This is a genomic window from Kocuria sp. TGY1127_2 (assembly GCF_013394385.1).
In the GTDB taxonomy this organism is placed as follows: Bacteria; Actinomycetota; Actinomycetes; order Actinomycetales; family Micrococcaceae; genus Rothia.
Genome location: NZ_AP022834.1, coordinates 395,232 through 420,342 on the forward strand (window position 1 = coordinate 395,232; position 25,111 = coordinate 420,342).

General features: G+C 60.7%; 23 protein-coding genes and 1 riboswitch. Of the genes, 14 read left to right on the plus strand and 9 right to left on the minus strand.

Annotation, left to right across the window (positions count from 1 at the left end; genetic code table 11):
* Positions 1-165: 165 nt before the first annotated feature.
* Both sake_RS01730 and sake_RS01735 read left to right on the plus strand, forming a co-directional pair.
* On the plus strand, positions 166-1,014 hold the full coding sequence (locus tag sake_RS01730; RefSeq protein ID WP_129358566.1) for an HAD family hydrolase: 849 nt from the start codon (positions 166-168) through the stop codon (positions 1,012-1,014).
* A gap of 117 nt (positions 1,015-1,131) precedes the next feature.
* Complete coding sequence (locus sake_RS01735; RefSeq protein ID WP_178945326.1) at positions 1,132-1,932, plus strand: carbon-nitrogen hydrolase family protein; 801 nt, start codon at positions 1,132-1,134, stop codon at positions 1,930-1,932.
* Positions 1,933-2,051: 119 nt separating this feature from the next.
* Here the strand turns inward: sake_RS01735 and sake_RS13335 are convergent, their stop codons facing one another.
* Positions 2,052-2,288, minus strand: a complete 237-nt coding sequence (locus tag sake_RS13335) for a hypothetical protein (protein WP_207718911.1) — start codon at positions 2,286-2,288, stop codon at positions 2,052-2,054.
* A 70-nt stretch (positions 2,289-2,358) separates the two neighbouring features.
* Here sake_RS13335 and sake_RS13340 point away from each other — a divergent pair, with 70 nt between their 5' ends.
* A complete protein-coding gene (locus tag sake_RS13340) occupies positions 2,359-2,787 on the plus strand; it encodes a hypothetical protein (RefSeq protein ID WP_207718912.1) in 429 nt (142 codons plus the stop codon).
* A 242-nt stretch (positions 2,788-3,029) separates the two neighbouring features.
* Here the strand turns inward: sake_RS13340 and sake_RS01745 are convergent, their stop codons facing one another.
* On the minus strand, positions 3,030-3,629 hold the full coding sequence (locus sake_RS01745; RefSeq protein WP_197964447.1) for a helix-turn-helix domain-containing protein: 600 nt from the start codon (positions 3,627-3,629) through the stop codon (positions 3,030-3,032).
* A 66-nt stretch (positions 3,630-3,695) separates the two neighbouring features.
* On the opposite strand from sake_RS01745, the gene sake_RS01750 reads away from it, so the two are divergent.
* On the plus strand, positions 3,696-4,436 hold the full coding sequence (locus tag sake_RS01750; protein ID WP_129358571.1) for an AzlC family ABC transporter permease: 741 nt from the start codon (positions 3,696-3,698) through the stop codon (positions 4,434-4,436).
* Positions 4,433-4,771, plus strand: coding sequence for an AzlD domain-containing protein (locus sake_RS01755; protein ID WP_129358573.1), 339 nt, complete (start codon positions 4,433-4,435; stop codon positions 4,769-4,771). Before sake_RS01750 ends, sake_RS01755 begins: the two co-directional genes overlap by 4 nt.
* On the opposite strand, the gene sake_RS01760 is transcribed toward sake_RS01755, so the two are convergent.
* The 4 genes from sake_RS01760 to sake_RS01775 form a co-directional block, all read right to left on the minus strand.
* Positions 4,734-6,905, minus strand: coding sequence for an AMP-binding protein (locus tag sake_RS01760; RefSeq protein WP_178945327.1), 2,172 nt, complete (start codon positions 6,903-6,905; stop codon positions 4,734-4,736). The two genes, sake_RS01755 and sake_RS01760, sit on opposite strands and share 38 nt — an antisense overlap.
* A 26-nt stretch (positions 6,906-6,931) precedes the next feature.
* A complete protein-coding gene (locus tag sake_RS01765; protein WP_178945328.1) occupies positions 6,932-7,717 on the minus strand; it encodes an ABC transporter permease in 786 nt (261 codons plus the stop codon).
* Positions 7,718-7,720: 3 nt separating this feature from the next.
* Positions 7,721-8,764: an aliphatic sulfonate ABC transporter substrate-binding protein gene (locus sake_RS01770; RefSeq protein ID WP_178945329.1), complete on the minus strand. Its 1,044-nt coding sequence runs from the start codon at positions 8,762-8,764 to the stop codon at positions 7,721-7,723.
* Positions 8,765-8,843: 79 nt separating this feature from the next.
* On the minus strand, positions 8,844-9,686 hold the full coding sequence (locus sake_RS01775) for an ABC transporter ATP-binding protein (protein ID WP_178945330.1): 843 nt from the start codon (positions 9,684-9,686) through the stop codon (positions 8,844-8,846).
* A gap of 8 nt (positions 9,687-9,694) precedes the next feature.
* A riboswitch (SAM riboswitch) is annotated at positions 9,695-9,831 on the minus strand.
* Between the two features lie 204 nt (positions 9,832-10,035).
* Between sake_RS01775 and sake_RS01780 the strand changes: the two genes are divergently transcribed.
* The 3 genes from sake_RS01780 to sake_RS01790 are packed head-to-tail and all read left to right on the plus strand — an operon-like array spanning position 10,036 to position 12,891.
* Positions 10,036-11,250, plus strand: a complete 1,215-nt coding sequence (locus sake_RS01780; protein ID WP_178946252.1) for an acetyl-CoA C-acyltransferase — start codon at positions 10,036-10,038, stop codon at positions 11,248-11,250.
* A gap of 3 nt (positions 11,251-11,253) precedes the next feature.
* Complete coding sequence (locus tag sake_RS01785) at positions 11,254-12,024, plus strand: enoyl-CoA hydratase/isomerase family protein (RefSeq protein WP_129358583.1); 771 nt, start codon at positions 11,254-11,256, stop codon at positions 12,022-12,024.
* On the plus strand, positions 12,025-12,891 hold the full coding sequence (locus tag sake_RS01790) for a 3-hydroxyacyl-CoA dehydrogenase family protein (protein ID WP_256394851.1): 867 nt from the start codon (positions 12,025-12,027) through the stop codon (positions 12,889-12,891). It abuts the gene before it with no gap.
* A gap of 90 nt (positions 12,892-12,981) precedes the next feature.
* Here sake_RS01790 and sake_RS01795 read toward each other — a convergent pair whose 3' ends face one another.
* A complete protein-coding gene (locus sake_RS01795) occupies positions 12,982-13,386 on the minus strand; it encodes a PaaI family thioesterase (protein ID WP_129359402.1) in 405 nt (134 codons plus the stop codon).
* 187 nt (positions 13,387-13,573) lie between these two features.
* On the opposite strand from sake_RS01795, the gene paaZ reads away from it, so the two are divergent.
* Together paaZ and sake_RS13590 are read left to right on the plus strand one after the other, a co-directional pair.
* Positions 13,574-15,676 carry a phenylacetic acid degradation bifunctional protein PaaZ gene (gene paaZ, locus sake_RS01800; protein ID WP_178945331.1) on the plus strand — a complete coding sequence of 701 codons (2,103 nt, stop codon included), beginning with the start codon at positions 13,574-13,576 and terminating at the stop codon, positions 15,674-15,676.
* Positions 15,677-16,035: 359 nt separating this feature from the next.
* Positions 16,036-16,557, plus strand: coding sequence for a hypothetical protein (locus sake_RS13590; protein ID WP_371811966.1), 522 nt, complete (start codon positions 16,036-16,038; stop codon positions 16,555-16,557).
* Here sake_RS13590 and sake_RS01810 read toward each other — a convergent pair.
* A complete protein-coding gene (locus tag sake_RS01810) occupies positions 16,454-17,878 on the minus strand; it encodes a sugar porter family MFS transporter (RefSeq protein WP_178945332.1) in 1,425 nt (474 codons plus the stop codon). The two genes, sake_RS13590 and sake_RS01810, sit on opposite strands and share 104 nt — an antisense overlap.
* A 412-nt stretch (positions 17,879-18,290) precedes the next feature.
* Here sake_RS01810 and sake_RS01815 point away from each other — a divergent pair, with 412 nt between their 5' ends.
* The 4 genes from sake_RS01815 to sake_RS01830 all read left to right on the plus strand — a co-directional run bounded on the left by sake_RS01815 (position 18,291) and on the right by sake_RS01830 (position 23,920).
* A complete protein-coding gene (locus sake_RS01815) occupies positions 18,291-19,946 on the plus strand; it encodes a fucose isomerase (RefSeq protein WP_178945333.1) in 1,656 nt (551 codons plus the stop codon).
* Between the two features lie 79 nt (positions 19,947-20,025).
* The gene (locus sake_RS01820; RefSeq protein WP_129358594.1) at positions 20,026-21,084 is read left to right on the plus strand and encodes a LacI family DNA-binding transcriptional regulator; all 1,059 of its coding nucleotides are present in this window, start codon (positions 20,026-20,028) and stop codon (positions 21,082-21,084) included.
* Between the two features lie 189 nt (positions 21,085-21,273).
* Positions 21,274-22,401, plus strand: coding sequence for a glycoside hydrolase family 172 protein (locus sake_RS01825; RefSeq protein ID WP_129358596.1), 1,128 nt, complete (start codon positions 21,274-21,276; stop codon positions 22,399-22,401).
* Positions 22,402-22,474: 73 nt separating this feature from the next.
* A complete protein-coding gene (locus sake_RS01830) occupies positions 22,475-23,920 on the plus strand; it encodes a sugar porter family MFS transporter (protein ID WP_129358598.1) in 1,446 nt (481 codons plus the stop codon).
* 387 nt (positions 23,921-24,307) lie between these two features.
* Here the strand turns inward: sake_RS01830 and sake_RS01835 are convergent, their stop codons facing one another.
* Positions 24,308-24,949, minus strand: coding sequence for a TetR/AcrR family transcriptional regulator (locus tag sake_RS01835; RefSeq protein ID WP_129358600.1), 642 nt, complete (start codon positions 24,947-24,949; stop codon positions 24,308-24,310).
* Positions 24,950-25,111 lie beyond the last annotated feature (162 nt).

The window sequence follows — 25,111 nt, forward strand, 5'->3', positions numbered from 1 at the left end:
CCGCCGTCCGAACTTGCCCGTCGTGTCGCTCCTCAGGGGTGAAACCTGGGCTAGGTCGGGCGGCGTCCCAATTTAACGAGAATTCGTAACCGCCGATTCATCGCGAATTCGCTGAATCGGTGCATACCCGTTATAACGGGTGGATCAGATGAAAGTATGGAAATAATGACTCAAGAAACAATTCACCCGCCGGTGCAGGTGCGCTGGCACAAAGAAGCAGGGGTGAAATACCTGGTGGCCCTCGACGTCGACGGAACCCTCGTGGACCACGACGGTCACATGTCAGAAGACGTCAAGGAAGCCGTTCGATCCGTTGCCCAGGAAGGGCACCACATCGTGGTCTCGACCGGCCGTTCGAAGGGTGCGACCTTGCCGATCGTGGAACTCGCCGACATCGAGTCCGGCTACGCGGTCAGCTCCAACGGCGGCGTGACACTCGAAATCGGCAAGCAACACGTGGACGGTTATAAAATCGTCGACGCCGTGACCTTCAGGCCGGCCAAGGCGCTCGCCGCTCTCCACGAAAAACTGCCCGGCGCAAAATTTGCTCTCGAGGCCGCTGATGGGTCGTTCTTCTCGACAGCCCACTTCCAGGACCGGAGCTTCGGCATGGAGGCGCAGACCGTTTCCCTCGAGGAAATCCTCGACATGGAAGCCGTCCGCGTGGTGGTTTTCTCGTCCGAAACGGACATCGACTCCTTCGCCGAAATCATCGACGAAGTAGGCCTGCACGGTGTGACCTACTCGGTGGGCTGGACTCCCTGGCTGGATATTGCGGCTCACGGAGTTTCCAAGGCATCTGCCCTCGAACAGATCCGTAAGAATCTCGGCGTCGACCCTGCCCATACCATTGCGATGGGCGACGGCCGGAATGACATCGAGATGCTCGAATGGGCCGCTCGCGGCGTCGCCATGGGACAGGCGCCGGAGGAAGTCATCGACGTCGCCTCCGAGGTCACCTCGTCGGTTTACGACGACGGCGCCGCGCACATCCTGCGCAGCTTGTTGGACTAAGGAGCAGTCACCGCCTGTGCGCACGCGCAGAAACAGATTGCTGCTTACACCAGGCGCGCCCCCTCGTCGGCGTTGGCCGTAAGCTCGAAGGCAGGACGTTATCCGTAAGGAGCCAGCATGAAAATTGCTATCGCGCAGATCAACAGCAGCGAGATTGTCAGCGAAAACCTGAGCAAGGTGCAGGATTGCACGCGCCGCGCTCGCGAAGAAGGCGCGGAACTCGTCGTCTTCCCGGAAGCTACCATGACTGCTTTCGGCAGTGACCTCTTCGCGGCAGCGACCGAACATGCCGAGATGTGGAAGACCGAAATGCAGTGGCTCGCCGCGGAACAAGAGATCTCCCTGGTGACTGGCGAATTCGCTCCTGCCGAGGACGGCAAAGTACAAAACATCCTGGCCGTGTACACGCCTTCGGGCGAGAGACTCGATTACGCCAAGATTCACCTCTACGACGCGTTCGGCTTCACGGAGTCCAACGACGTGGCACCTGGAAATGATTTACTCGTGGTCAACATCGGCGGAGTCTCGGTGGGTTTGTCCCTGTGCTACGACATCCGGTTCCCCAAGCTGTTTGCCGAATTGTCTCGCAAGGGCGCACAGGTTTCCTTGGTGGCCGCGTCATGGGCCGCCGGAAGCGGCAAGGTGGAGCAATGGGAAACCCTGGCTCGTGCCCGCGCCCTGGACAGCAACACGATCGTCGTCGCGGTGGATCAGGCCGACCCGAAGGTCTCCGGTGTCAACGTCAATCCCAAGGCTCCGACCGGTGTCGGACACAGCATCGTCTCAGACCCTTTCGGTCACGTTATTGCCTCGTTCGGCGAGGCAGAAGAATTGCAGGTCCTCGAACTGGATCTGGGCGTGGTCGAGCAAGCAGAAAAATCGCTCCCTGTTCTGGAGAACGCAAAACTCGGTTATTAGAATTCCATTCCGGGGCGTCTCAGACAGTGGATTCCTGCCGAATCTGGGGTAAACCCGTTGACTTACCGGTAACTGCTTGAAATTCTCAATATAAGCGTTATCACTGGTCGGTTATGGATTTAGGGATGTGGGACAGTGGCTCCGTCGAAATACAGGACCGCTGGTGTCGGCATGCTGTTGGTTTCTCTCTCCGTGCCGATCCTTTCGGGCTGCACAGGAGCAACCAGTGATTCCAGCGTGGCCAGCCTGCCCGCTGAGACGAACACCTCTTCGCCGGAGCCGTCGGAGGGCTCCGCATCGGGTGAGGCAAGCCCGTCGAGTGGATCCACGGGCCAGCACCGGCAATTGGAAGTCATCGATGATCCTTGCGCGAGTTCCTGCATAAAAGGCGGAACCATTGAGGTTCAACATCCTGCGTTCGGCCCGATGACAGTGATCCCGTACTGGAACAAGCGCGCCGACGACAACGGCTCGCCGGCAGGGAATGCCGCTTATGCCCTGTACCAACATGACAAGGCCGTCGGCTACGTGGAGGATCCGAATCAAAAGCTTCTGTGGTTCGGCGCCAGACCGGTTGATCAGGCCAACTCAGATGTGTGGAATCTCGAAAACGGATCCAATGTGGACAAATATGGCAACGTTTACCTCAGCTACAACGGCGGGGTAACGGTACTCACCCCGACCGATCAGGGATACAACTCCTATGATTCGATGCCCAGCGGGACCAACCCCTTCAAAAATGCATCGTTGCATATCGACCCCTCTGGGGAACCGACCATGACGTATTCAGAAGACGGCCAAGAGCGGGAACACCATTGGGACGGCAATCAGTTCGTCGATTCCGAAGATTTCTGAGATTCGTTCCCCGAACCGCCAAAGGCCCGTATCCGGTTTCGGATGCGGGCTTTGTGTTGTCCGGGAATTCAGCCCCGGGAAGATTCGAACTTGCTCGCCGGGGCAGGGCTCAGTTGATGAGCTTATTGTGCGGCGGGCGTCGTTGCGCACGTGAGCAGCGGCCGTTCACGGCGGTGACGTCGGCTTGCAGTGGCACCGTCCTCAAACAGTAGCGAACGTCATTACTGGCGAAGGGACAGCGATCAACTGTCGATGACGTAAACCGCACGCGTGCCCGGCTCGAGTGCCTCGAAACTGTGTTCGACGTCGCCCGCGAACGTCAGGAAGTCACCCGGATTGAGCACGGCTTCCTCTCCGTCGCAAACCGCCCGTGCCCTTCCTGCTGCCAGCACGATATGTTCGACGGTTCCCGTGGGGTGGGGGCTGGATTCCCGGGCCCGGCCGGGTTCGGCGCTGATGAGGTAGACATCGCGCCTCACTCCCACTTGGCCTGCGGAAAGAAGCGCGGCCGAATAGCTCGCATTCGAGGAGGGGAGTTGAGGCAGATTCTGGAGTCTCACGAGGGAGATGCGGCCGCGGGGAGGGTCGAGCAGTTGTGCCAGCTGCACCCCGTACGAGGTGGCCAGCGCCCACATGGTTTCGACGCTGGGGTTCCCCGATCCGGCCTCTAGCTGAGAGAGCGTCGACTTGCTGACGCCGGCCCGCTTGGCCGCCTCGCTCAGGCTGAGACCGTGCCTGGCTCTCTCTCGTTGGAGTGCCTGCGCCATGCGCAGTTTTTGCGCATCCGGTTCCTCGGGCCCATCGGTGTCGCGTGAGTCGGGGAGTTCGACGTCGAAGTTCATATCATCAATATATTGGACGTTCGTATTTCTTGACGAACGTTTAGGCAAGGATGCACCATAATAACCATGCGTTCGATTTATAGAACGGTCTCGCGGTTATTCTCTGATACCGTGGCGCCGACCCAGCGTCGCAATGCGATGGCGATCTTCCTGACCCTCGGTGCGGTGGGGCTTTCCTACGGTGCGCTGTCGCAATCCTCGGGATTCGCGATCTGGCAAACCGTTCTCTTGGCGGCTTTGGCAACCAGTGGCGCGGCGGAGCTGACTTTCGTCGGCGTGATCGCTGCGGGAGGAGCCCCGATCTTCGCGGTATTGGGAGGGCTTTTGGTCAACTCCCGCAATTTCGCATTCGGTCTCAGCGCGGGGGAGTATGTGCCCCGAGGTTGGCGCCGACTCCTGGCATCTCACATGGTCAACGACGAAACCGTCGCCTTTGCCCGATCGGTGAGGGGCCGTCAAGCCCGTTGGCAGCATTTCGTCGTCATGGCCATACTTCTGTTTCCCGCATGGGTAGGCGGCGCCGCACTCGGCCAATTGCTCGGTTCCGTGGTCGACGCCGATGCCCTCGGCCTGGACGCTGCCTTTCCCATCATTCTGTTCTGCCTCGTGGTTCAGGACCTCAAGAATCCGCTTGTCGCAATCATCGCTGGCGGAGGAGCGATACTCGCGATCTCGGCTACTCCTGTGTTGCCCCTGGGGCTCGGAGCCGTCGCGTCGCTCGTGATCCTGATTCCGGCGGCCGGATTCATCTGGGCCAAAGGCCACATCCGCCCATCTCGCACGAGTGCCGAAGGAGGCGAAGTATGAGCACCCTTCCCTTTGTGATCGCCTTGGCCGGTCTGGTCATCGGAACCTACATCCTGCGCTATGTGGGCGTGAGAATCGGTTCGATGTCCGGAACGGAGGAGGACACCGAAGAACCCACGCCCGCTCGCCTCTGGATGGACCGGGCCACCGTGGTCCTGATCTGCGCAGTCGCCGCGACCACCATGGTCTTCGAGGGGCAGGACGTCGCCGGGCCGGCGCGCATCATCGGGACTTCGGCCGGGATCATCGCCGCAATCGTCAAAGTTCCCCTTCTCATCTGCGTGATCCTCGGGATGGCTACCTGCGCGGCCCTTCGCCTGTTTGGCGTCGCGTAAGCACCTCGGCGATGTGGTCCAACGCTTCCTCATTCTGAAGCGAAGACCGATCTCCCAATTTCCGCCCCTGGTACAGCTCCCCGAGAAGGCGCCGGGTGATCTTGCCCGACCTGGTCTTGGGGATGTCCTTGACCACGATGACGTCCTTCGGCTTGGCGATGGGGCCGATCTCCCGGGTCACATGGTCCCTCAGGGCCTCCCGGAGCTCACTCTCATTCGGGGGCCGATCGCCGGCGACGGTCACGAATGCGATGGCGGCGTGCCCCGTGAGCTCGTCCTCGACGGGGCAGACACCTGCTTCGACGACGGCTTCGTGGGTCACCAGAGCCGACTCGATCTCGATGGTCGAGAGTCTGTGCCCGGAGATGTTGATGACGTCGTCGATCCGGCCGAGGATGTAGGTGTCGCCTTCGTCGTCGACCTTGGCGCCGTCCCCGGCGAGGAACCAACCGCGGTCGCCGTAGTGTTTCCAGTACGAATCCAAGTACCGCTGAGGGTTGCCCCACACGGTGCGCGCCATCGAGGGACCGATTTTGTCCACCACGATGAATCCCTGAGTCGACGGCTCGATGTCCTGTCCGGACTCGTCCACAACCCGCGTCGAAATCCCCGGAACCGCCCGGGTTGCGCAACCTGGTTTGACCCGCGTGTGCGGTGCATCGTCCGAGAACGAACCGGCAGGTGCGAACTGCGGATCGTGAGGTCTCGGAGAACACACGGTCGCGCCGGTCTCGGACTGCCACCATGTATCGATGAACGGAACCTCACCGGCGCCCACGTTGTCGCGCAGCCATCGCCAGGCTTCCGGATTGATGGACTCACCGACTGATCCCAGAAGCCGCACGGACGCGAGGTTATAGCTCGCGGGAAGGCCCTGCGGAAAAGCGCCCATCAAGGAACGGATGAGGGTCGGGGCGGTGTAGTAATTCGTGACGCCGTATCGTTCGATGATTTCGAAGTGGCGACCGAAATGCGGGGTATTGGGCGTCCCCTCGTAGATCACCTCGGATACCCCGTTGAGGAGCGGACCATAGATCTCGTAAGTGTGGGCCGTGACCCAGGCGAGATCGGCCGTGCACCAGTGAACCGTGGAATCGACTTTGCCCGCGTCATTCTCCGCGGAAAGCTCATCCGGACGGACTTCTCCGTCCTCGTCCAGAGTTTCGGGGAGGAGATCGAATAACAGGGCATGAGTGTATGCCGTCTGGGTGAGGTAGCCGCCCGTCGTGTGGACAAGTCCCTTCGGGCGGCCGGTTGTTCCGGAGGTGTAGATGATGAACAGAGGGGTTTCGGCATCGAAGAATTCCGGCTCGTGCACATCGGATGCGCTCTCGATGAGGTCGTGCCACCACACATCGCGTCCCGTCGTCCACGGCACAGCTTGCTCGTCCTTGGAACGGAAGCCTTTGTCGGACGGGGAGAGCGGAACACCCGCGGGCGTCTTGCGGCCAGGACGCGAGGTCCGACGGACCACCACGACGTGTTCGATGGAGTTGTCTCCCGCGCAGGCCTCGTCGGCGTTCTGCTTCACGGGAACGACCTTGCCCCTTCGGTTCTGACCGTCCGTGGTCACCAGAACCTTGGCACCGGTGTCTTCGACACGGAATTTGAGTGCTTCGGCGGAGAAGCCGCCGAATACGAGCGAATGCACGGCCCCGATCCGAGCACAGGCGAGTGTGATGATGACGGTCTCCGGAATGACCGGAAGATAGATCACAACGCGATCGCCTTTCTCGACTCCGAGATCGAGCAGAGCATTCGCGGCACGGGAGACTTCCGTCTGCAACCGAGCGTAGGTGTAGACCTCCCGGTCCCCGGGCTCGCCCTCGAAGTACAGGGCAATGTGCTGGCCGCGTCCCGCCTCGACGTGCCGGTCTACGCAGTTATAGGCCGCGTTCAGTCTGCCGCCTTCGAACCAGGCGATCTCGGGCACGCTGAACTCCGGTGCTCCGTCCTGGTCAGTGCCTATGGGCCGCGGCTTCTCGAACCGGTGTGCGGTGTGCCAGGGTTCGGCCCAGGACAGGCGCCCTGCCTGTTTTTCCCAGAAATCAACGCGGGCGGCGTCGGAGATCGTGGCGGGATTCGGAGTCGGATTGTGGGGGTCCGAGAAGACAAAATTTGTCGGAAGAGTCATGATCGTTCCTATCCGTTGCGGATCCTTTACGCGTCTGCCGGGGCGGTGCCCCATCGGCGTTGGGTCCATCGTTCAAAGATTCCTACCAGGGCGTCGGTGATTTTGCCCAGTATTGCCAAGAGAATGATCGCCAGAATCAGGCGGTCGGTTCGGCCGTTGCTCTGCGAATCGGTCAGCAGGAAGCCCAGGCCCATCGAAGCTCCTACGAGTTCTGCAGCCACCAGGAAAAGCCATGCCTGGGCCAGGGCGAGTCGGAGACCGGAGACCACGGACGGCATGACCGCCGGAAGCTGAACCGTTGTGAAAAGTCGTAGGCCAGTGATCCCGAATGAGCGGGCGGCCTCGATCAGCTGGCGGTCGACGTGTTTCAGCGAACCGGCGACTGTGGTGTAGACGGGAAAGAACGCGCCGATCGCGACGAGAATGACCTTTGAGTTCTCGCCCACGCCGACCCAGAGCAGCATCAAGGGGACCCAGGCAAGAGACGGCACGGCTCGCACCGCTCCCACGGTCGGACCGGCCAAGACGTTCGTCCAGTGTGAGAGACCGATCAACGCACCAATCACCAGCCCGAGGGCGCTTCCGATGAGGAACCCCAGGATTACCCGTTGCGTCGAGATCCCCACGTGTTGCCACAGCTCGTGGCGCTGAACCAACTCGACCCCGGCATCGACCACGGCCGATGGCGTCGGAAGCTGAATCGGTGAGAAAACACCGGTCGAGGAGAGTAGATGCCACACCAGCAACATGATCAACGGCAGGACCAAGCCCAGGGCGCCTACGGCCCAACGATTTCTCGGAAGGAATTTCATGCTCTACTTCCCCTCAATCCGTGTGGCCGCGCAACGCGCATCCGCTGCCTCGGCGTAGTGCTTGTCGATGATGTTGGCCACGGCGTCGTCGACGTCCTTGCGGTCCGAGACGTCTCCGGAATCCACGAGGATGGGTGCAACATTCCGGAGTACTTTGAGCTGAGCTTCGCCCGGCACAGGATCGATGTCCAAATGCGTGCGTTGCCAGACTCTCTCAGCGACCCCACCGGAAACTGCTGCTTCTTCGGCGAATAATCGTGTTGCCTCGCTCGGATTCTTCAGTGCCCACTCTCTGGCGTACGCATAAACGTCGACGACGAGCTGGGCACCCTCCGGATTCTGTTGCAGGAACTCTTCCCGGGCGTTGAGGAAGCCCCACGTGTTGAACTCCAGGTTCCGGTAGAACAAGACGTCACCGCCTTCGTCTTCTGCGGTCGCCATGATCGGGTCGAGCCCTGACCACGCATCGACTTGATGGGTATCGAGCGCGGCCCGACCGTCGGCATGCTGCAAGTTCACGATCGTGACGTCATCCGTGCTCATGCCGGCAGCTTTGAGGGCCTGAACCAACAGAAAATAGGGGTCCGTCCCCAGCGTCGCCGCGACGGACCGGCCTGCCAGATCCTCAACCCGTCGAATCGGCGATTCCGGCGTGCGCACGAGCGCCGACCATTCCGGTTGTGAGAAGAGATCAATGGTTTTGAGCGGAGCCCCGTTCGCTCGCGCCAGAAGAGCGGCCGATCCCGCCGTCGACCCCACGTCTATAGCTGCACCGATGAGGTTCTGATTGGCTTTGTTCGAACCTGCCGACTTGAGCCACGTGACCGATTGCCCCAGATTGGCCGCGGCTTTCTCGAGCCATTCCTTCCTGCGAATAATCAGGGACAACGGATTGTACGTCGCGTAATCGAGGGTAATGCTGCTGGTCGCGTCCGCGTTGATGACGCCGCGTCCGGCGCCTTCGCCGGACATGCACCCCGTCAGGGCGAATGCCACGACTCCGAGGCCGGTGGCCCGCACCGCGTCTCGGCGGGAAAAGTTGATCATGAGGTTGGGGTCCTTGCGAGGAAGTCGAGGAGGGGATGAACGAGGAAACCATGGGCGCGGGCCGCGTTGGCGCAGCGGGTCACACTTCCTGAAACGCCTCATGCGCGGTGGTGTCCACGCCCAGCAGACCCAAGAGGTGGCCGCGCATTCGGACTAGTTGCGCGTCCTCCCGGGAACGAGGACGCGGCAAACCGACCTCAACGCTTTCGACAATCCCCGCCGGTACTCCCGGTGCCGTGCGGCCGAGTACGACGACGCGGTCGGATAGGTACAGGGCCTCGTCCACATCGTGGGTTATGAGGAGAACCGTTGTGGGGTCCTGACCATGAACATCCAGCAACAGATCCTGCATTTTCAGGCGAGTCAAGGCATCCAGGGCCCCGAAGGGCTCATCGAGGAGGAGAACCCTGGGGTTGCGTGCCAGTGCCCTGGCCAAGGACGCGCGTTGCGCCATGCCCCCGGAGACTTCCCCGGGGCGATGGCTCGCGTGCTCTCCCAGACCCACAAGGTCGATCAGCTCGGCGACTCGTCTGCGTCCGCCGTTCTTGCTCGCATTCTTCGGCAATCCGAGAGCAACGTTGTCCGTGACGGAACGCCACGGTAGCAGCCGTGGTTCCTGGAATCCCACGGCGCACCGGGAATCGATGTTGCGCACTGGCGTTCCGTCAATCGTGACGGATCCTGCGCTCGCGGCGTCGAGTCCGGCCGCTGCACGCAGAAGAGTCGACTTCCCACAGCCCGAAGGGCCGACGACCGCGACGATTTCCCCCGGTTCCGCGGTGAAGTTCACGTCACGGAGAACTTCGGACCCGGCAGCGCCGCGCCTGGATCCCGGGAATGACTTTCCGACGCCGTGGAACCGAACCGAAGCCGCTTTCGTCCCGGCTTCCTGCGCGCGTTCCGTCGAGTGCGCCGAGGTCACAATCAATCACTCCATCGAATCCTGGCGTTAGCACCGTGCTCGTCCGCGGAGGATCTCTCCGCCTGCGGGCAGAGCGAAAGATCACCGTGGAGATGGGTTGCTGCGACGTCATCGAGCCAGGTCTCTCAGTCGCTCTGGATGGTTTTCCCCTCCAGTTAATCCCGTGTGCTGCAAGGGCTCCAACTCGCGAGGGACTATTGCGGGAGATGAACTGCGGACCGTCAAAGTCCGTAACCCTGGCGCACGATGCGAATGGAGTGGAATTGACGCATGTCACACCGGATGCGATATTAGTGAACGAATGGTCAGTAATTCTAAGTCTGTCCCACCAGGAGTTCTTATGCCCGAAATGCCCGCAGCCTTCCTCGTCGGTGGAGCCCGCACTCCGGTGGGTCGATACGGCGGTTCCCTCTCCTCGGTTCGCCCGGACGATCTCGCGGCACTGTGCATCAGCACCGTCGTCGAGGAAGCGGGAATCGACCCGGCCGACGTCGATGAAGTCATCCTGGGCAACGCCAACGGGGCGGGTGAGGAGAACCGGAATGTGGCCCGTTTGGCCTGGTTGCTGGCCGGTTACCCGGACTCGGTGCCGGGGATGACGGTGAATCGGCTATGCGCCTCGGGGATGTCCGCGATCACGATCGCCTCCCAAATGATCAAGGCTGGTGCCGCGGAGATCGTGGTCGCCGGCGGCGTTGAATCGATGTCTCGCGCGCCCTGGGTCATGGAAAAGCCGACCAAACCTTTCTCCAAGCCCGGTGAGGTCTTCGATACTTCAATCGGCTGGCGGTTCGTGAATTCGAAATTTGTGGACGGTCCTTTGTCCCGCAACGGCAAGGCAACGTATTCGATGCCGGAGACCGCCGAGGAGGTTGCTCGCGTGGACGGAATCACGCGCGAGGAAGCAGACGAATTCGCGGCGCGCTCCCAGGAGAAGTCCAACGCGGCGATCCGGGCGGGCAGGTTCGCGGACGAAATCGTGCCCGTCAAAGTTACCGGTCGTAAGGGCGAGGTGAGTCTGGTCGAGACCGACGAGGGCCCGCGCCCGGGTACCACTACCGAGGTTCTGGCCAAGCTGAAGCCGGTCGTCAAAGGCGGATCCGTGGTCACGGCCGGTAACTCCTCGGCCCTCAACGACGGTGCCTCGGCGATTATCGTCGCTAGCGAGAAAGCCGTGAAGAAATACGGGTTGGAGGTCCGCGCCCGGATTGTGGATGGTGCGTCGGCCGGTGTACCTCCGGAAATCATGGGCATCGGGCCCGTCCCGGCGAGTCAGAAGGTCCTGGATCGTTCCGGCTGGGGCGTCGAGGACCTGGGCGCCATAGAAATCAATGAAGCCTTCGCGACTCAGTCGCTCGCCTCGATCCGTAGACTCGGCCTGGATCCGGACCTCGTGAACAGGGATGGAGGAGCGATTGCGTTGGGACACCCTCTCGGTTCTTCCGGCTCCCGAATCACCATCACGCTGTTGGGCCGAATGGAGCGCGAGGGTGCTTCCAGGGGCCTCGCGACCATGTGCATCGGCGTCGGACAGGGCGCCGCTCTCCTCCTCGAAAGGGCATAGACCATGGAATTGACCGGTGAATTCACGGCGATCGACATCCAGGAGCGCGAAGACCGACTCCACGTTCGCCTCAATAGGCCCGAGGTTCGCAACGCGATCGACGCGACCATGATCGACGAGTTGCACCGGGTCTGCGCGCACCTGGAATCCGAACCGAAAATCCTGATCCTCTCCGGAACCGAGGTGAACGGAAAAGGCATCTTCGCATCCGGTGCCGATATCGCCCAGTTGCGTGAACGGCGCCGGGACGATGCACTGCGTGGAATCAATTCGCGGCTCTTCGAGAGATTGGGGAGCCTTCCGATGCCCGTGATCGCGGCCCTCGACGGCTACGCCCTGGGTGGCGGTGCCGAGCTCGCCTGGGCCGCAGATTTTCGCATCGGGACACCCGAGATCAAGGTCGGCCAGCCGGAGACCGGCCTCGGCATCGTGGCAGCCGCCGGGGCCATGTGGCGGCTCAAGGAACTCGCCGGAGAACCGCTGGCCAAGGAGCTTCTGTTCGCAGGGCGCACGCTGAGTGCCGAAGAGGCCCTCAGGGCGGGCCTCATTACCGAAATTCACGAATCACAGGATCTGCTCGAAGCCGCCGACGGTCTGGCCGATCGAATCGCCAAGCAAGATCCGCTCGCGGTCCGGATCGCCAAAGGCGTCTTCCATATGCCTCGGGAGGCGCATCCATACGTTGACGAGCTCGCCCAGGCGGTCTTGTTCGAATCTCCCGCCAAATTCGACCGTATGCAGTCTTTCTTGGACCGCAGGAAGGAGCGCAGCTAAGTGAGCGCGCATGACAAGCAGCAAGTTCCCGAACGCGTAGGAGTACTTGGCGGTGGCCGCATGGGGGCCGGGATCGCGCATGCGTTCCTGATCTCAGGTGCGGCAGTGACCGTCGTCGAGGTCGATGACGACGCCGCTCAAGCCGCTCGAGCTCGCATCGAGAAAGACATCCGGGCTTCCGTCGAGCGCGGCAAGATCAGCGGAGAAGCCGACGAGTGGGCCAAGAAACTGGAGACCGCGACCGATGCTTCCGCCTTTGCCGACCGCCAGCTGGTGATCGAGGCCGTTCCGGAGATCTGGGATCTCAAGGTCGAATCCCTTCGCAGGGCAGAGTCGAATGTGGGCGAGAATTCGTGGCTCGCGACCAATACATCCTCGATGTCCGTGGACGGGCTGGCCGAAACCTTGGAGCGTCCCGAACGGTTCTGCGGACTGCACTTTTTCAACCCGGTCCCGGCTTCCAAGCTCGTAGAGGTCGTCGTCGGGAAGAAAACTTCGGAGGAATTGCAGGGCCATACCCAGGAGTGGGTGGCCGGGCTGAACAAGACCCCGGTGACCGTGCACGATGCCCCCGGTTTCGCGTCCTCGCGACTTGGAATTGCCCTGTCCCTGGAGGCGATCCGCATGGTCGAGGAGGGGGTGGCCTCGCCCGAGGATATCGATCATGCGATGACCCTGGGATACAAGCATCCGGTCGGCCCCCTGGCGCTGACCGACATCGTGGGTGTGGATGTGCGTCTCGACATCGCCGAATACCTGGAGTCCAAGCTGGGGTCGCGTTTCAGTCCGCCGCAACTCATGCGAGACATGGTCGAACGCGGTGAGCTGGGCAAGAAGACCGGGAAAGGCTTCTACTCGTACGAGTAGCGCCTCGACCCGTATATCGGGACGTAACGTGCGCATCGGATCATCTCAGGGCCCGATATGCACGCAACGCCCGGTACGTCTGGGCGTGCCTCAGTCGAAGAATCCTTCCGGTGCTGGCTTGAGGTAGTTGCTGATCCGGACGGTGCAGAGACGCCGACCGGTCTCGACGTGCGTCATCACGACTTCGTGGCTGGTCATTGAGCGCCCCAGCTTGATCGGCGTCGCAACCGCCCGCACGGTGCCTTCGGTTGCCGAGGAGTGGTGTGTTGCATTGACCTCAATTCCGACTGCGATCTTCCCGAATTGGGCGGCGTGCAACACGGCCGCCCAGGAGCCCGTCGATTCTGCGAGGGCGATTGATGCTCCGCCGTGCAGGATTCCGTGTCCCTGGCGGTTTCCCTCGACCGGCATGGTCGCCACTACTCGTTCCGGCGTCTGCTCCTCGAATTCGATGTTGAGCTTGTGGTCGAGTTCGCCCGGGTCGATGCGGCCCACCAGCCGTGTTGAATCCGGTTCCGTTCCGGTTGCCTGGCCTTGTGCGTTGACTGATTGGTTCTCCAATGAGACCTCCTCATGACTTTGTGCCGGGCCGCGTTGTGGCACGCGACTGTGACGTGGGCTATTCTGACACTAATTACTGACCGAACGTTCGGCTAATTTATTGCAGGGAGTGAATCCACCCGTGACCACCCAAACCCGATACGAGGCTACAACCACCCAGGCCACCGAGATATTGCCGAGTTACGTGCGAGGGCAATGGTGGCGCCCGGACGAGCCGGAGCGAGCCGTCGACGTCGTCAATGCGGCGACGGGTGATCCCGTGGTGCGCGTCAGCACCGACGGTATCGATACTGCCGAGGTCATCCGATACGGACGTGAGAACGGCCAGAAGTCTCTGGGCGAGCTGACCATCCATGAACGAGCACTGATCGTCAAAAAACTCGCGATGTACCTCAACGAGCGCAAGGATGAGCTGTACGAGGTCTCCTACCTGACCGGTGCAACCGCCAAGGACCATCTGATCGACACGGACGGTGGCATCGGTACGCTCTTCACGTTCTCGTCCAAGGCCCGCCGTGAACTGCCCAACGCCAATGTGATCGTCGACGGCGCTGTCGAACAGCTCTCCGGTGACGGCAGCTTCCTCGGCGAGCACATCTACACCCGTCTGCCGGGTGTTGCCGTGCAGATCAACGCGTTCAACTTCCCGGTGTGGGGAATGCTCGAGAAATTCGCCCCGGCGTTCATCGCCGGGATGCCCACCGTGGTCAAGCCCGCCACACCAACCGCTTACGTCTCGGAAAAATGCGTGCGACTCATGGTCGAGTCGGGATTGCTGCCTGAAGGGTCGATCCAGTTGATCTCCGGCTCGGCTCGGGATCTTTTGGATCATCTGGACATGCGTGATCACGTGGCCTTCACGGGATCGGCGGCGACCGCGAATTCGCTGCGCCAGCATCCGAACGTGATTGAGGGAGGGGTCCGGTTCACGGCAGAGACCGACTCGCTCAACGCGGCCATCCTGGGACCTGACGTCACCGAGGATTCCCCGGAGTTCGCGGCGTTCATCAAGTCAGTGGTCCTCGAGATCACGGCTAAGGCTGGGCAGAAGTGCACCGCGATCCGCCGGGTCATCGTTCCGGACAGGATGCGCAGACCGGTCGTGGACGCGCTCGAGGTCCGCATTGCCGAGCGCGGCGTCGTCGGTGACCCGCGGGACAAAGCGACGACGGTCGGCGCGCTGGCCTCCCCTGAGCAGCGCGAAGAAGTGCTCAAGGCCGTGCGCAGGCTCGTCGACGCCGGCGGATCCGTCCGCGTGGGCGGACCGGACGCACTGGATACAGTTCCGGCCGAGGGCGCGTTCTTCCCCGTCACGGTGCTCGAATTCGACGATGCACGCACACGCGAGGCGCACAGCGTCGAAGCATTCGGTCCCGTTACCTCGGTTCTGGGGTATTCGGGCGACATCGAGGAAGCCGTGGAGCTCGCTGCCCTCGGGGGCGGCTCGTTGGTTGCCACGGTGTGCACTCACGATCCCCTGACCGCGGGCGAATTCGCTGCCGGGATCGGTGCTCATCACGGCCGCGTGCTCTTCCTCGACCGCGACGACGCCAAGACCTCGACGGGCCACGGCTCGCCGATGCCTCAACTCGTCCACGGCGGGCCGGGTCGAGCTGGTGGCGGCGAAGAGCTCGGCGGTGTCCGTGGCGTCAAGCACTATATGCAACGCACGGCCGTGCAGGGTTCACCTGACCTGCTGACCGGGGTGACCGGCATGTGGCACTGGGGTGCGACGGCGCAGACCGTGACCCGCGAGGACGTCGAGAACGGGACCGGCACGCATCCGTTCCGCAAGTCACTGGCCGAACTTCGCATCGGCGACCAGTTCCGCTCCGACCTGCGCAAGGTCAACTTGGAGGACATCACGGAATTCGCGGAGTCGACCGGGGACACGTTCTACGCGCACACCAATGAGGAGGCCGCGACCGCCAATCCGTTCTTCCCGCGCCGCGTCGCCCACGGATATCTGCTGGTCTCGTGGGCCGCGGGCCTGTTCGTGGAGCCCGCACCGGGGCCGGTCCTGGCCAATTACGGCCTGGAGAACCTGCGGTTCATCACGCCCGTCACCTATGACGACTCGTTCCGCGTGACCCTCACGGCCAAGCGGATCACCCCGCGCGTCACGGACGACTACGGCGAGGTCGCCTGGGACGTCCGCCTGACCAACCAGGACGACGAGGTCGTGGCGACGTACGACGTGCTGACGCTGGTCGAGAAGGAGTAGGCCTCCGGGGCGGTGGAGATGGAGGTTCAGTCGGAAGGCGGCATTCGGCACCGCCTTCCGGCTGCTACCAGTCCACGATCGAATTGATCATTCCGAGAACCAGTCGCGGAGCCGGCTTGCCGGAGACGTCTTCGGGGGGCATCGTCGAGCTTTGAGGCCAACCTCCTGCCAATTGAAGCGTAGGCTCCGGATGCTCTCTGCCCCGAATCCTTATCCCCTGGTCGACCAATTGAGCTGAGGTTTATGAGGACCTCACATCCATCAGTGGAATGGGTCAGAATCGTGGGCTGAACACGCCTATCGTTTCCGAAGTGGATCATGTTGGACTAGCCGACCCCGACGTGGATATCGCGTTGTCGATGTGGTGCGACGGCCTTGGCTTTACCCTCGAGCGCAGATTTGATCTGAATGAGACCGTTACGGTTGCGACGACGGGAGTGCCCGGCCCCAGTATCCACGCAGCAGCGATCATCCTTGGCCACCAGCGCATCGAACTCTTGGAACATGGCCCTGCACCCACCGGGCGGGTGCAGGCGAGGGATTCCTCCCTGGTGCCCCAGTGTGCGGTCTCGGCAATCTTGCGAGCTTCGAGAGGTCGAAGGGCGTCAGCATCGAAATCAGTGACGCGCAGCAGAACGATGAGCTCTTTCACTGCCCGGGCGCGTTCCCTGGCGATTTCGTCGCGGGTATTCCGGAAGGCAGCTGAGATTGAGATTCGCCGATTTCGGGCCACGTGGCGCCAGCTCGGCTGGTTTGCGTTCTCATGTGTTCTTGGGGTTACCGATCCACTATCGGTGTCGCTCCCGTTCGAAAGTCGTTTTCGAGTTCCTCCAAGCTTCGGTCCATTGTCTCCGGAACCCAGCGCGCCACGATGGGCATGATGATCACGCCGATGATCGCGAATGCGATCATGATCGGGCCGGCCCCGATTCCGTGTTGAAGGATCGGAAAGGCTTGAGATACGGCGAACGCCGCCAGCCAATTGAAAAGTGTTGCGATGCCCATGGCGAATCCGCGGATCCGCAACGGAAAGATCTCTGCGAGCATGACCCAAAGCACCGGGCCCCAGGTTGCCGAGAAGACGTTGGTGAAGACGACGAATGCAAGAATCGTGACCACGATCTGAGTGGCTGTACCCGGCGCGCCAAAGATGGTCACCAGTCCGATGGCTGCCGTGCTAATGACTAGCCCCGCCAAACCAGCCAGCAACATGGGTTTGCGGCCTCGACGATCCACGATTTTGAGCTGAACCGTGACTGCGATGGTCACGATGTTCAGAATGCCGTTGAGGAATGAGAACAACAGCGATTGTGTGGGTGTCAGTCCGAGATCTGTGAGCACGGTTGGAGAGTAGTAGACCACTGCATTTATGCCCGTGACTTGCTGGAATACCGCTAGAAGCACCCCTACCACCAAGAGCCTTTTGACCCATCGTTCACTGAACTTGCCGGGTCCTTTGGCCCGAGCCAACGCGGCGTTGGAAGGATCAGCCGGAGAGGCCTGCTGATCCGGGTCATCGTTGGCCAATTCCGTGATCTCTGCGAATTCCTCTTCGGCTTCCTCGGGATTCTCGCGCAAACGATGCAAAACCGACCTGGCCATCTCCGGGTCTCCGCGGCGGACCAGGGAGCGCGGTGTGTCCGGCATCAAAAGCATTCCGCCGAGAAGTACAAGGGCAGGGAAAACGCCGATCACGAGCATCCAACGCCAGGATCCGCTGAAGGACAAAGTAAACGCGACACCGCCAGCAACCCCTGTGCCGATGATGACCATGTATTGATTCATTGAGGTTGCAATGCCGCGTTTATCCGCGGGAGCCATCTCGGCCAGGTAGAGAGGAACCACCACGGATGAGATGCCAATTCCGAGCCCGAGGATGAGTCGAGAGGTCACGAGAACGGCGGCAGTAGGTGCAAAACCTGATCCCGCGGCACCAATCAGGAATACCACCGAGGCCGCCAGGAGAACGCGTTGGCGGCCAATGCGATCCGCAACAGGCCCGCTGGAAATTGCACCAATCATGGCGCCAATCACGGCCGAGCTGACGACCATCCCCTCGATCAATGGCGTCAGCGGGATCTCATCAGGTATGAAAAGAATGGCTCCGGCAACAATCCCGTTGTCGTAACCGAAGAGAAGAGCGCCCAAGGCGCCCAAGATGAAAACCACCTTGGTGTTAATGAGTCTGTTTCTGAATCTCACGATGGACGCCTTTCTCGAGGGCTTACCTGGCGAATACTGGGAACTGTGCTTGTGGGGCGTGGGTCAGTCGTGCCGGCGCCGTTGGGCTTGTACGGGAGAGCGAGGGAACAGGATGGCCTAAGGTGGCTCGCCTCATGGTGTCGTGCCCATGAATAGGAAATCGATTTATTGATTTCACCACAGAGTAGTTGGGCTCACGCGAGGGTGGCAAGAGGTGATATCGCCTAAAAACATCCCGCCCACGCACCAAACCCCTGAAATACCAGGAGTATAGGCCGATTTGGTTGCAAGAAAAACCGATGTTTCGTTGACATGGGCTTCGGGTGAGCATACGGTTCTGGCAAGTAATCGTTATCTCACAGCGTTGTACATTTCGACGTTACGAAGAGTCACCGCGGATCAAGGAGCATTCATGACTGACCAATTTCAGAGCGACTACAGGTTCCCAAAGCTCTCGTCCGCCGCGACTACGCCCGCTCGCACCGTGATCCTTATTCCTAGCGGTGACCTACGGGAAAGTGCCAACACCGCGAGCTGGCCAGCTCAGCAGGAGCTTGAACGAATCGTGACCGATGTTGTCCAAGAATCGGGATGGTCGATTCAACGCGGATTTAGGCCGGACGAAGAGCGCAGACACGGGTTTATCCGTTCTCAGCGGATGGGGATTGAAGTTTTCAAGGACATACCTCCGGATGCGCCGCTCATCGTCGCTACCGCTAATTGGCAGTACAGCCACCACGTCCTCGCGGGCTTGCGCACACACCGAGGTCCGATTCTCACCGTCGCAAATTTTGCCCCCGAGTGGCCGGGCCTGGTGGGCCTGCTTAACCTCAACGCCAGTCTGACAAAGATGGGGACTGAATACTCCACGATGTGGACTGTCGATGGTACGGATGATTGGTTCCGAAGCGGTGTCCACGAGTGGCTTGATACGGGGAGCGTCACGCACGATGCATCGCATGTCCGCGATCTCCCCGAGCTCGTGGATAGCGAAGAGAAGAGATTGGGGGAGGTACTGGGTGATCAACTCCTTGCCGACAAGGCCATCATGGGCATCTTCGACGAGGGGTGCATGGGCATGTATAACGCCATTTTCGACGACGCGTTGCTCAACCAGATAGGTATGTACAAGGAACGGTTATCTCAATCAGCCCTGTGGGCGGAAATGCAGACCGTATCTGATGAGGAGGCAAATGCGATTGGCCGCTGGCTTATCGACGAGGGCATGACTTTTCGGCTCGGCGACGATGAGGCCACCGAACTCACGGAGGGCCAGCTGCGTCTGCAGTACAAGATGTACATCGCTGCGCTGCGCATCGCCGACGACTTTGGGCTGGACGCCGTGGGAATCCAATACCAACAAGGGCTCAAAGACGTGTGCCCGGCTTCGGACCTTGTGGAGGGGCTCCTCAATAACGAGTACCGGCCCCCGGTGACAAGTCGCGATGGTTCTCGAGTCCTGTGGGAGGGCAAAGCCCTGCCCAACTTTAACGAAGTGGACGAGGGCGTGGCTGTGGATGCCCTCGTGACCAATCGCATCTGGAGCGCCATGGGGATGGATCCCGCAACGACATTGCATGACGTCCGATGGGGCGGTGAGCACGAGGGACAATATGTCTGGATTTACGAGATCTCCGGATCGGTTCCCCCTTCTCACCTGCCGGAGGGATATCACAACGCCGAGGGGTGGCGCCAAAACCCTGTCTTCTTCCCGGCGGGAGGATCCACAATCAACGGCGTTTCCAAGCCCGGGGAAATCGTGTGGTCTAGGGTCTACATCGAAGATGGCGGCCTGCATATTGATATCGGGCGGGGGAGCGTTGTTGATCTTCCGGCCGACGAAACGCGGCGACGTAAGGAGTCAACGAACCCAGAGTGGCCCATAGCCAACGTCGTCTTACACGGAGTTGACCGAAACCAGTTCATGGCTCGACACAAGGCCAATCACGTTCAGGTGGTCTATGGGGATGACGCCGACGCGGCTGATCGTGCACTGACGGCAAAAGCATCTTTCTTTGCGCGCATTGGTGTGACGGTTCACCTGTGTGGTGAGGTCAACGTCGCCTGATTATTATGGGCAGGTGGGACACGAAGTATCTCGGTCCCATTCGTGAGGAAACTTGCCGTGGCCGAATCGCGGAGACGGCATGACCATAACCAGAATGTTCGGAGTACATATGCCCCGGTCGGAGCCGACTATTCGTGACGTCGCAAGCCGGGCAGGGGTTTCATCGGCCACGGTCTCGCGAGTCATGAATGGTGCCGCTAACGTCGACAAGATCCTCGTCCGGCGGGTACGCGAGGCTGTGGAAGCAACGGGATATGTTCCGAATGTCGCCGGTCGGTCACTGCGGGCTCGGAATAGTTCGCAGATTGCGGTCATGATTCCCGATGCCGACAACCCGTATTTCACCCAGGTGGTCAGCGAGGTCGAGGCGGTTGTGCGGGGAGCCGGATACTCTGTGATGTTGTGCCATGCGGACAACGATCCCGAACAAGAGCGCTTGTATCTCGGGCAAATCATTGCCCGAAAGATGGCCGGAGTGATCGCGATTCCCTCTGACGAAAGCCGTTCAGGTCTTAAGCCTCTGACGGATGCGGGCATCCCGGTAGTACTCGTGGATCGCCGCCTCCCCGATTTTGAGGTGGATTGCGTTGCAACGGACAACGTGGATGCAGGGAGAAGAGCGGCAATGCATTTGCGGGAACGTGGATTTCGCAAGCCCGCATGCATTACAGGTCCGAGCACCCTTTCGGCGACCGAAGATCGTGTCACAGGTTTCTTCCAGGCATGGTCTGGAGGGGTTTCATCGGGCGATGCCGGCCCGATCGCCAGGGAGCCGGTCCTCTATCGGGGGGACCTGCATATTGGATCCGGGGCTGACGCGATGACCGAGATCCTGAAAGAGGCAGAGGTCGACTGCGTCTTCGTCACAAATAATCGGATGTCGGCGGGCGCGTTCCAGTCTGTGCGAGGAGTGGCGGATGCGCCGGCTCTGCTCTCGACGGACGACGATATTTGGACCCGACTCGTAAGTCCGTCCATTTCCGTGATTCAACAACCTATTCGGGAAACGGGCCGGCTCTCCGCAGAGATGCTGATCAACCGCATCTCAAACCCTGCAGAGATGCCGCGCACCACCCTATTGCGCGCCAAGGTGATCGTACGCGAGTCGACCGCGGGTGGACCTGCCGTCGATCGCTAGAAAGAGTTCGAGGGGAGATCGACTCGCTGCTGCCTCTTGTCACTTTGTGATAAATCGTTTACTCATGGCACCTGAGAAGGACGCCTTGTCTTCCGAAAAAACCTATTGACCCTCCGTGATCTGGCACATATGGTGTCGGTAATCGATTTCTCAGTGAGTATTCTCGTTCAAGGAAGCGTGGTTACCGACATGGGTACCTATCTAGCCGCCATCTCCCAGCTCAATCGAACAATCTCGACGCGATCAATCAGTCCGGAAAATTTTGACGGCGCTCCCGGTGGCGGAGGTCGAGCCACGGAGGGTACCGGCGCTGCTGCCTCGAGGGATCTTGGTCAGGGATGGAAAGTTTCGCCCAGCATCGACATAGCTCCGGGGCACACCGTGGATCTGGCGAGAATTTCTGAGCCCGGCTGCATAACGCACATCTGGCTCACAACGCACAGCGATCACTGGCGTACGTTGATCTTCCGGGCCTTCTGGGACGGCGCCATCGAGCCCGCGGTCGAGGTTCCCTACGGTGACTTCTTCTGCAACGGATGGGGAGAGTTTTCGCAGGTGAATTCCCTCCCCGTGACTTCCAATCCGCAGGGTGGATTCAACGCCTACTGGCCTATGCCTTTCAAAGAATCCGCCCGCCTCGCGCTCGAAAACACCTCCGAGGTCACCGTGACGGTCTATTACCAAGTGACCTACGAAATCGGTGGGGACTATTCGGAAGAAGCGTACTTCCACGCTCAGTGGCGGCGCAGCAATCCTCTGGCCGAGAAAACGACCCACACCATACTCGAGGGAGTGGAAGGCGCCGGTCACTACGCCGGTACCTACATCGCGTGGGGAAGCAATTCGAGTGGCTGGTGGGGCGAAGGCGAAATCAAGTTTTATCTCGACGGAGACCGTGATTTCCCCACCATCTGTGGCACCGGTACCGAAGACTATTTCGGTGGAGCGTGGAACTTCGACGTCCCGGGCCAGGGATATACCGCTTTTTCGACGCCGTACCTCGGAATGCCTCAGGTGATCCGTCCCGACGGGCTTTACGCGAGCCAACAGCGCTTCGGCATGTACCGGTGGCATATACAGGACCCGATCTATTTTCACCGGGACATCAGTGTGGACATTCAAGCTCTGGGATGGAGAAGCGGGTGGCGGTACCTGCCTCTGCACGACGACATATCCTCAACCGCCGTGTTCTACCTCGATCAACCGGTCACGGCTCGTGCCCAGCCACCCAGCTTTGACGACATGGAGGTACATCTGGGGTCAGCCCCAGTGCCTGACCTCGGCGCGACTCCGCCGCGACAACCGGGCCATGAGTAGGTCCTGACTAAGCCACGGCAGCGTCGCTGAGGCCCCATCCCACGTCCGATCTTCTCCACGTGTAAGGACAGTTATGTCAATCGATCAGGATCCTTCGTCTTCGCGGACTCTCCCACCGTTAACTCCTGGGCCATATCGCAAGAGGCTCGGCCTCATCTCCACGGTGGCCTGCTTCGGTGGCCTGCTTTACGGATACGACACAGGGGTGATCAACGGGGCCCTCCGGCCGATGTCAGCGGAGCTCGGGCTGACGTCGATCACGGAGGGAATCGCCACCAGCGCATTGGTGTTCGCCGCCGCATTCGGAGCCTTCTTCGGCGGTCGGTTGGCCGATGCGAAGGGTCGTCGCATAGCGATCATCACCTTGTCCGTGCTCTTCTTTGCCGGGTCGGTTTTGGTGGTCGCAACGCCGAATCTCGCGTTACTGGTGCTCGGCAGGATCTTCCTCGGACTCGGTGTCGGTGGCGCGTCAACCGTGGTTCCGGTGTTCTTGGCCGAACTCGCTCCCTTTGAGATTCGAGGGTCGATTGCTGGGCGGAACGAGGTGGCCATTGTGATCGGTCAGCTTTCTGCTTTCGTGATCAACGCGATTTTGGGGAGCACGCTCGGCCATCTAGACGGCATATGGCGCCTGATGTTTGCCATTAGTGCCATACCTGCGGTCTGTCTATTCGTTGGCATGCTCCGTATGCCGGAATCCCCACGGTGGTTGGTTGAGAACGGTCGGAGAGACCAAGCCCTGGAGGTGCTCCGATCGGTTCGACCCGAAAGTCGGGCGGAAATTGAGCTGGAAGACGTTCAGACCACCGCACAGGACGAGAAACACCGGCGCACAGGTCTCGGTGCCATCCTCAAGAATAAATGGCTCTTCCGTATACTCTTGGTCGGTATCGGTGTGGCCATCATGCAAAGGATCACCGGTATCGACACGATCATGTTTTATGGGCAGATCGTGCTGATCCAATCCGGCTTCGGGGAAAACGCAGCATTGATCGCCAATATTGCACCGGGCATCGTTGCGGTGATCGGGGGATTCACCGCGCTTTACATGATGGATCGCGTGGATCGTCGAACCACTTTTACGCTTGGCATCTCTCTGACCACCGTGTTTCACCTCCTCATCGGGATTGCGTCGATGATCATTCCGGAAGGCAATGCCATCAAGCCGTGGATTCTGCTCGTGTTGATCGTGGGTTTTGTGGCCTCCATGCAGACCTTTCTCAATGTTGCTGTGTGGGTCTATCTCGCGGAGGTCTTCCCTCTTCATATGCGAGGTGTCGCCAACGGCCTGGCTGTCTTCTGCGGCTGGATGAGTAACGGTGTTCTCTCGCTTACCTTCCCGTCGTTGATTGACAACCTCGGGATGTCCACGGTCTTCTTCTTGTTCTTCGGTGTAGGCGTCCTTGCACTCATCTTCGTTCGGACCCAGGTCCCGGAAACACGTGGCCGTTCGCTCGAAGTTCTCGAAGAAGGAGTGACCACGGGCGCCATCTACAAGGTTCCAGTGAAGCGTAAGTAAGTGGAATGGACCTTCTCGAACACCGGGCAATGCCCCCCCCCCCCTAGGCCCAGGCCTAGGTTGAAAGCATCGGACGGAAGATCATCCGGCGCGATGATGGGACTCACCGTACCCAATCTCGTCCTCCGACGCCCACAGCGTCGATCTGTTGCCTCAAGGGAGCCCACAAAAAGAATGTCGGCACCTTGTCCGATGAAAACCATCGGTCAGATCCTGAATGAAAGCTAAACGTCCAAAGACTTCAGAAACACAACACGGGTATTCTTCAGGGGTTATCCGCGAGAGTGCAGCTCTCAGGGGGGGGGCATGCGCAGGTTCCGTCCGCTCGGTCAGGTCTGGCGCAAGCCTGGAGCGTGAACTCCTGAAAACCCAAAGCGCACCCGGGACCTACGACCGCAGACCGTCCAGAACCATCTTGACTGCGGTCTCGGCGAGCATATCCACGGTTCCTTCGCCTTCCGGCTGGTACCAGTCCACGATCGAATTGATCATTCCGAGCATTAGCCGTGGAGCCGACTTGCCGGAGATGTCCTCGCGGAGGTCGCCCTCTTCCTGTGCCTGGCGGACCAGGTTCTCCACGGTACGGGTGATCTTTCGACGTCGTTCCAGAGCGGCAGTCTCCACGGGTGAGTTGCCGCGAAGGCGCAAGAGCAAGGTCACATACGGCATCTGATCGACGAGCACGCGGATCGATCCCCGGATCACGCCTTCGAGCTTGTCGATGCCGCGAGCGTCGGTCGCCTGGACGTCCTCCATCGCCTTCTCAAGCGAGTCGAGGGCTCTCAGCAAGGCCTCCTCGAGGATCTCTTCCTTGGAATTCACATGGTGGTAGATCGCCGACTTCGAGATCCCCAGGTTTTCGGAGAGGGTGCCCATGGACGTCGTGTCGTACCCGTATTTGTTGAAGACCTGAACACAGACCGAGATGAGCTTCTCACGGTCGTAACCGGGCCGTCCTCGTCGTGCGCCGTTGCTCGGTGCAGCGGACGCGCCGGTTTCCTGGTCTTTCGTGGCGGGCACAGTGGGCATAGATTTCTCGGCTTTCTGCAGGGTCCATCACGAGATTACCCGACGACGAGGCGGGCCCGACGCTACCGCCTCGCCGCCCCGTGCGGAGGGTCCTCCGGCATAAGTGGGTCGTACCGTCTCAGTGCGGACGTCTCTGAAGGAGCAACCCGTCCCGAAGCTCGG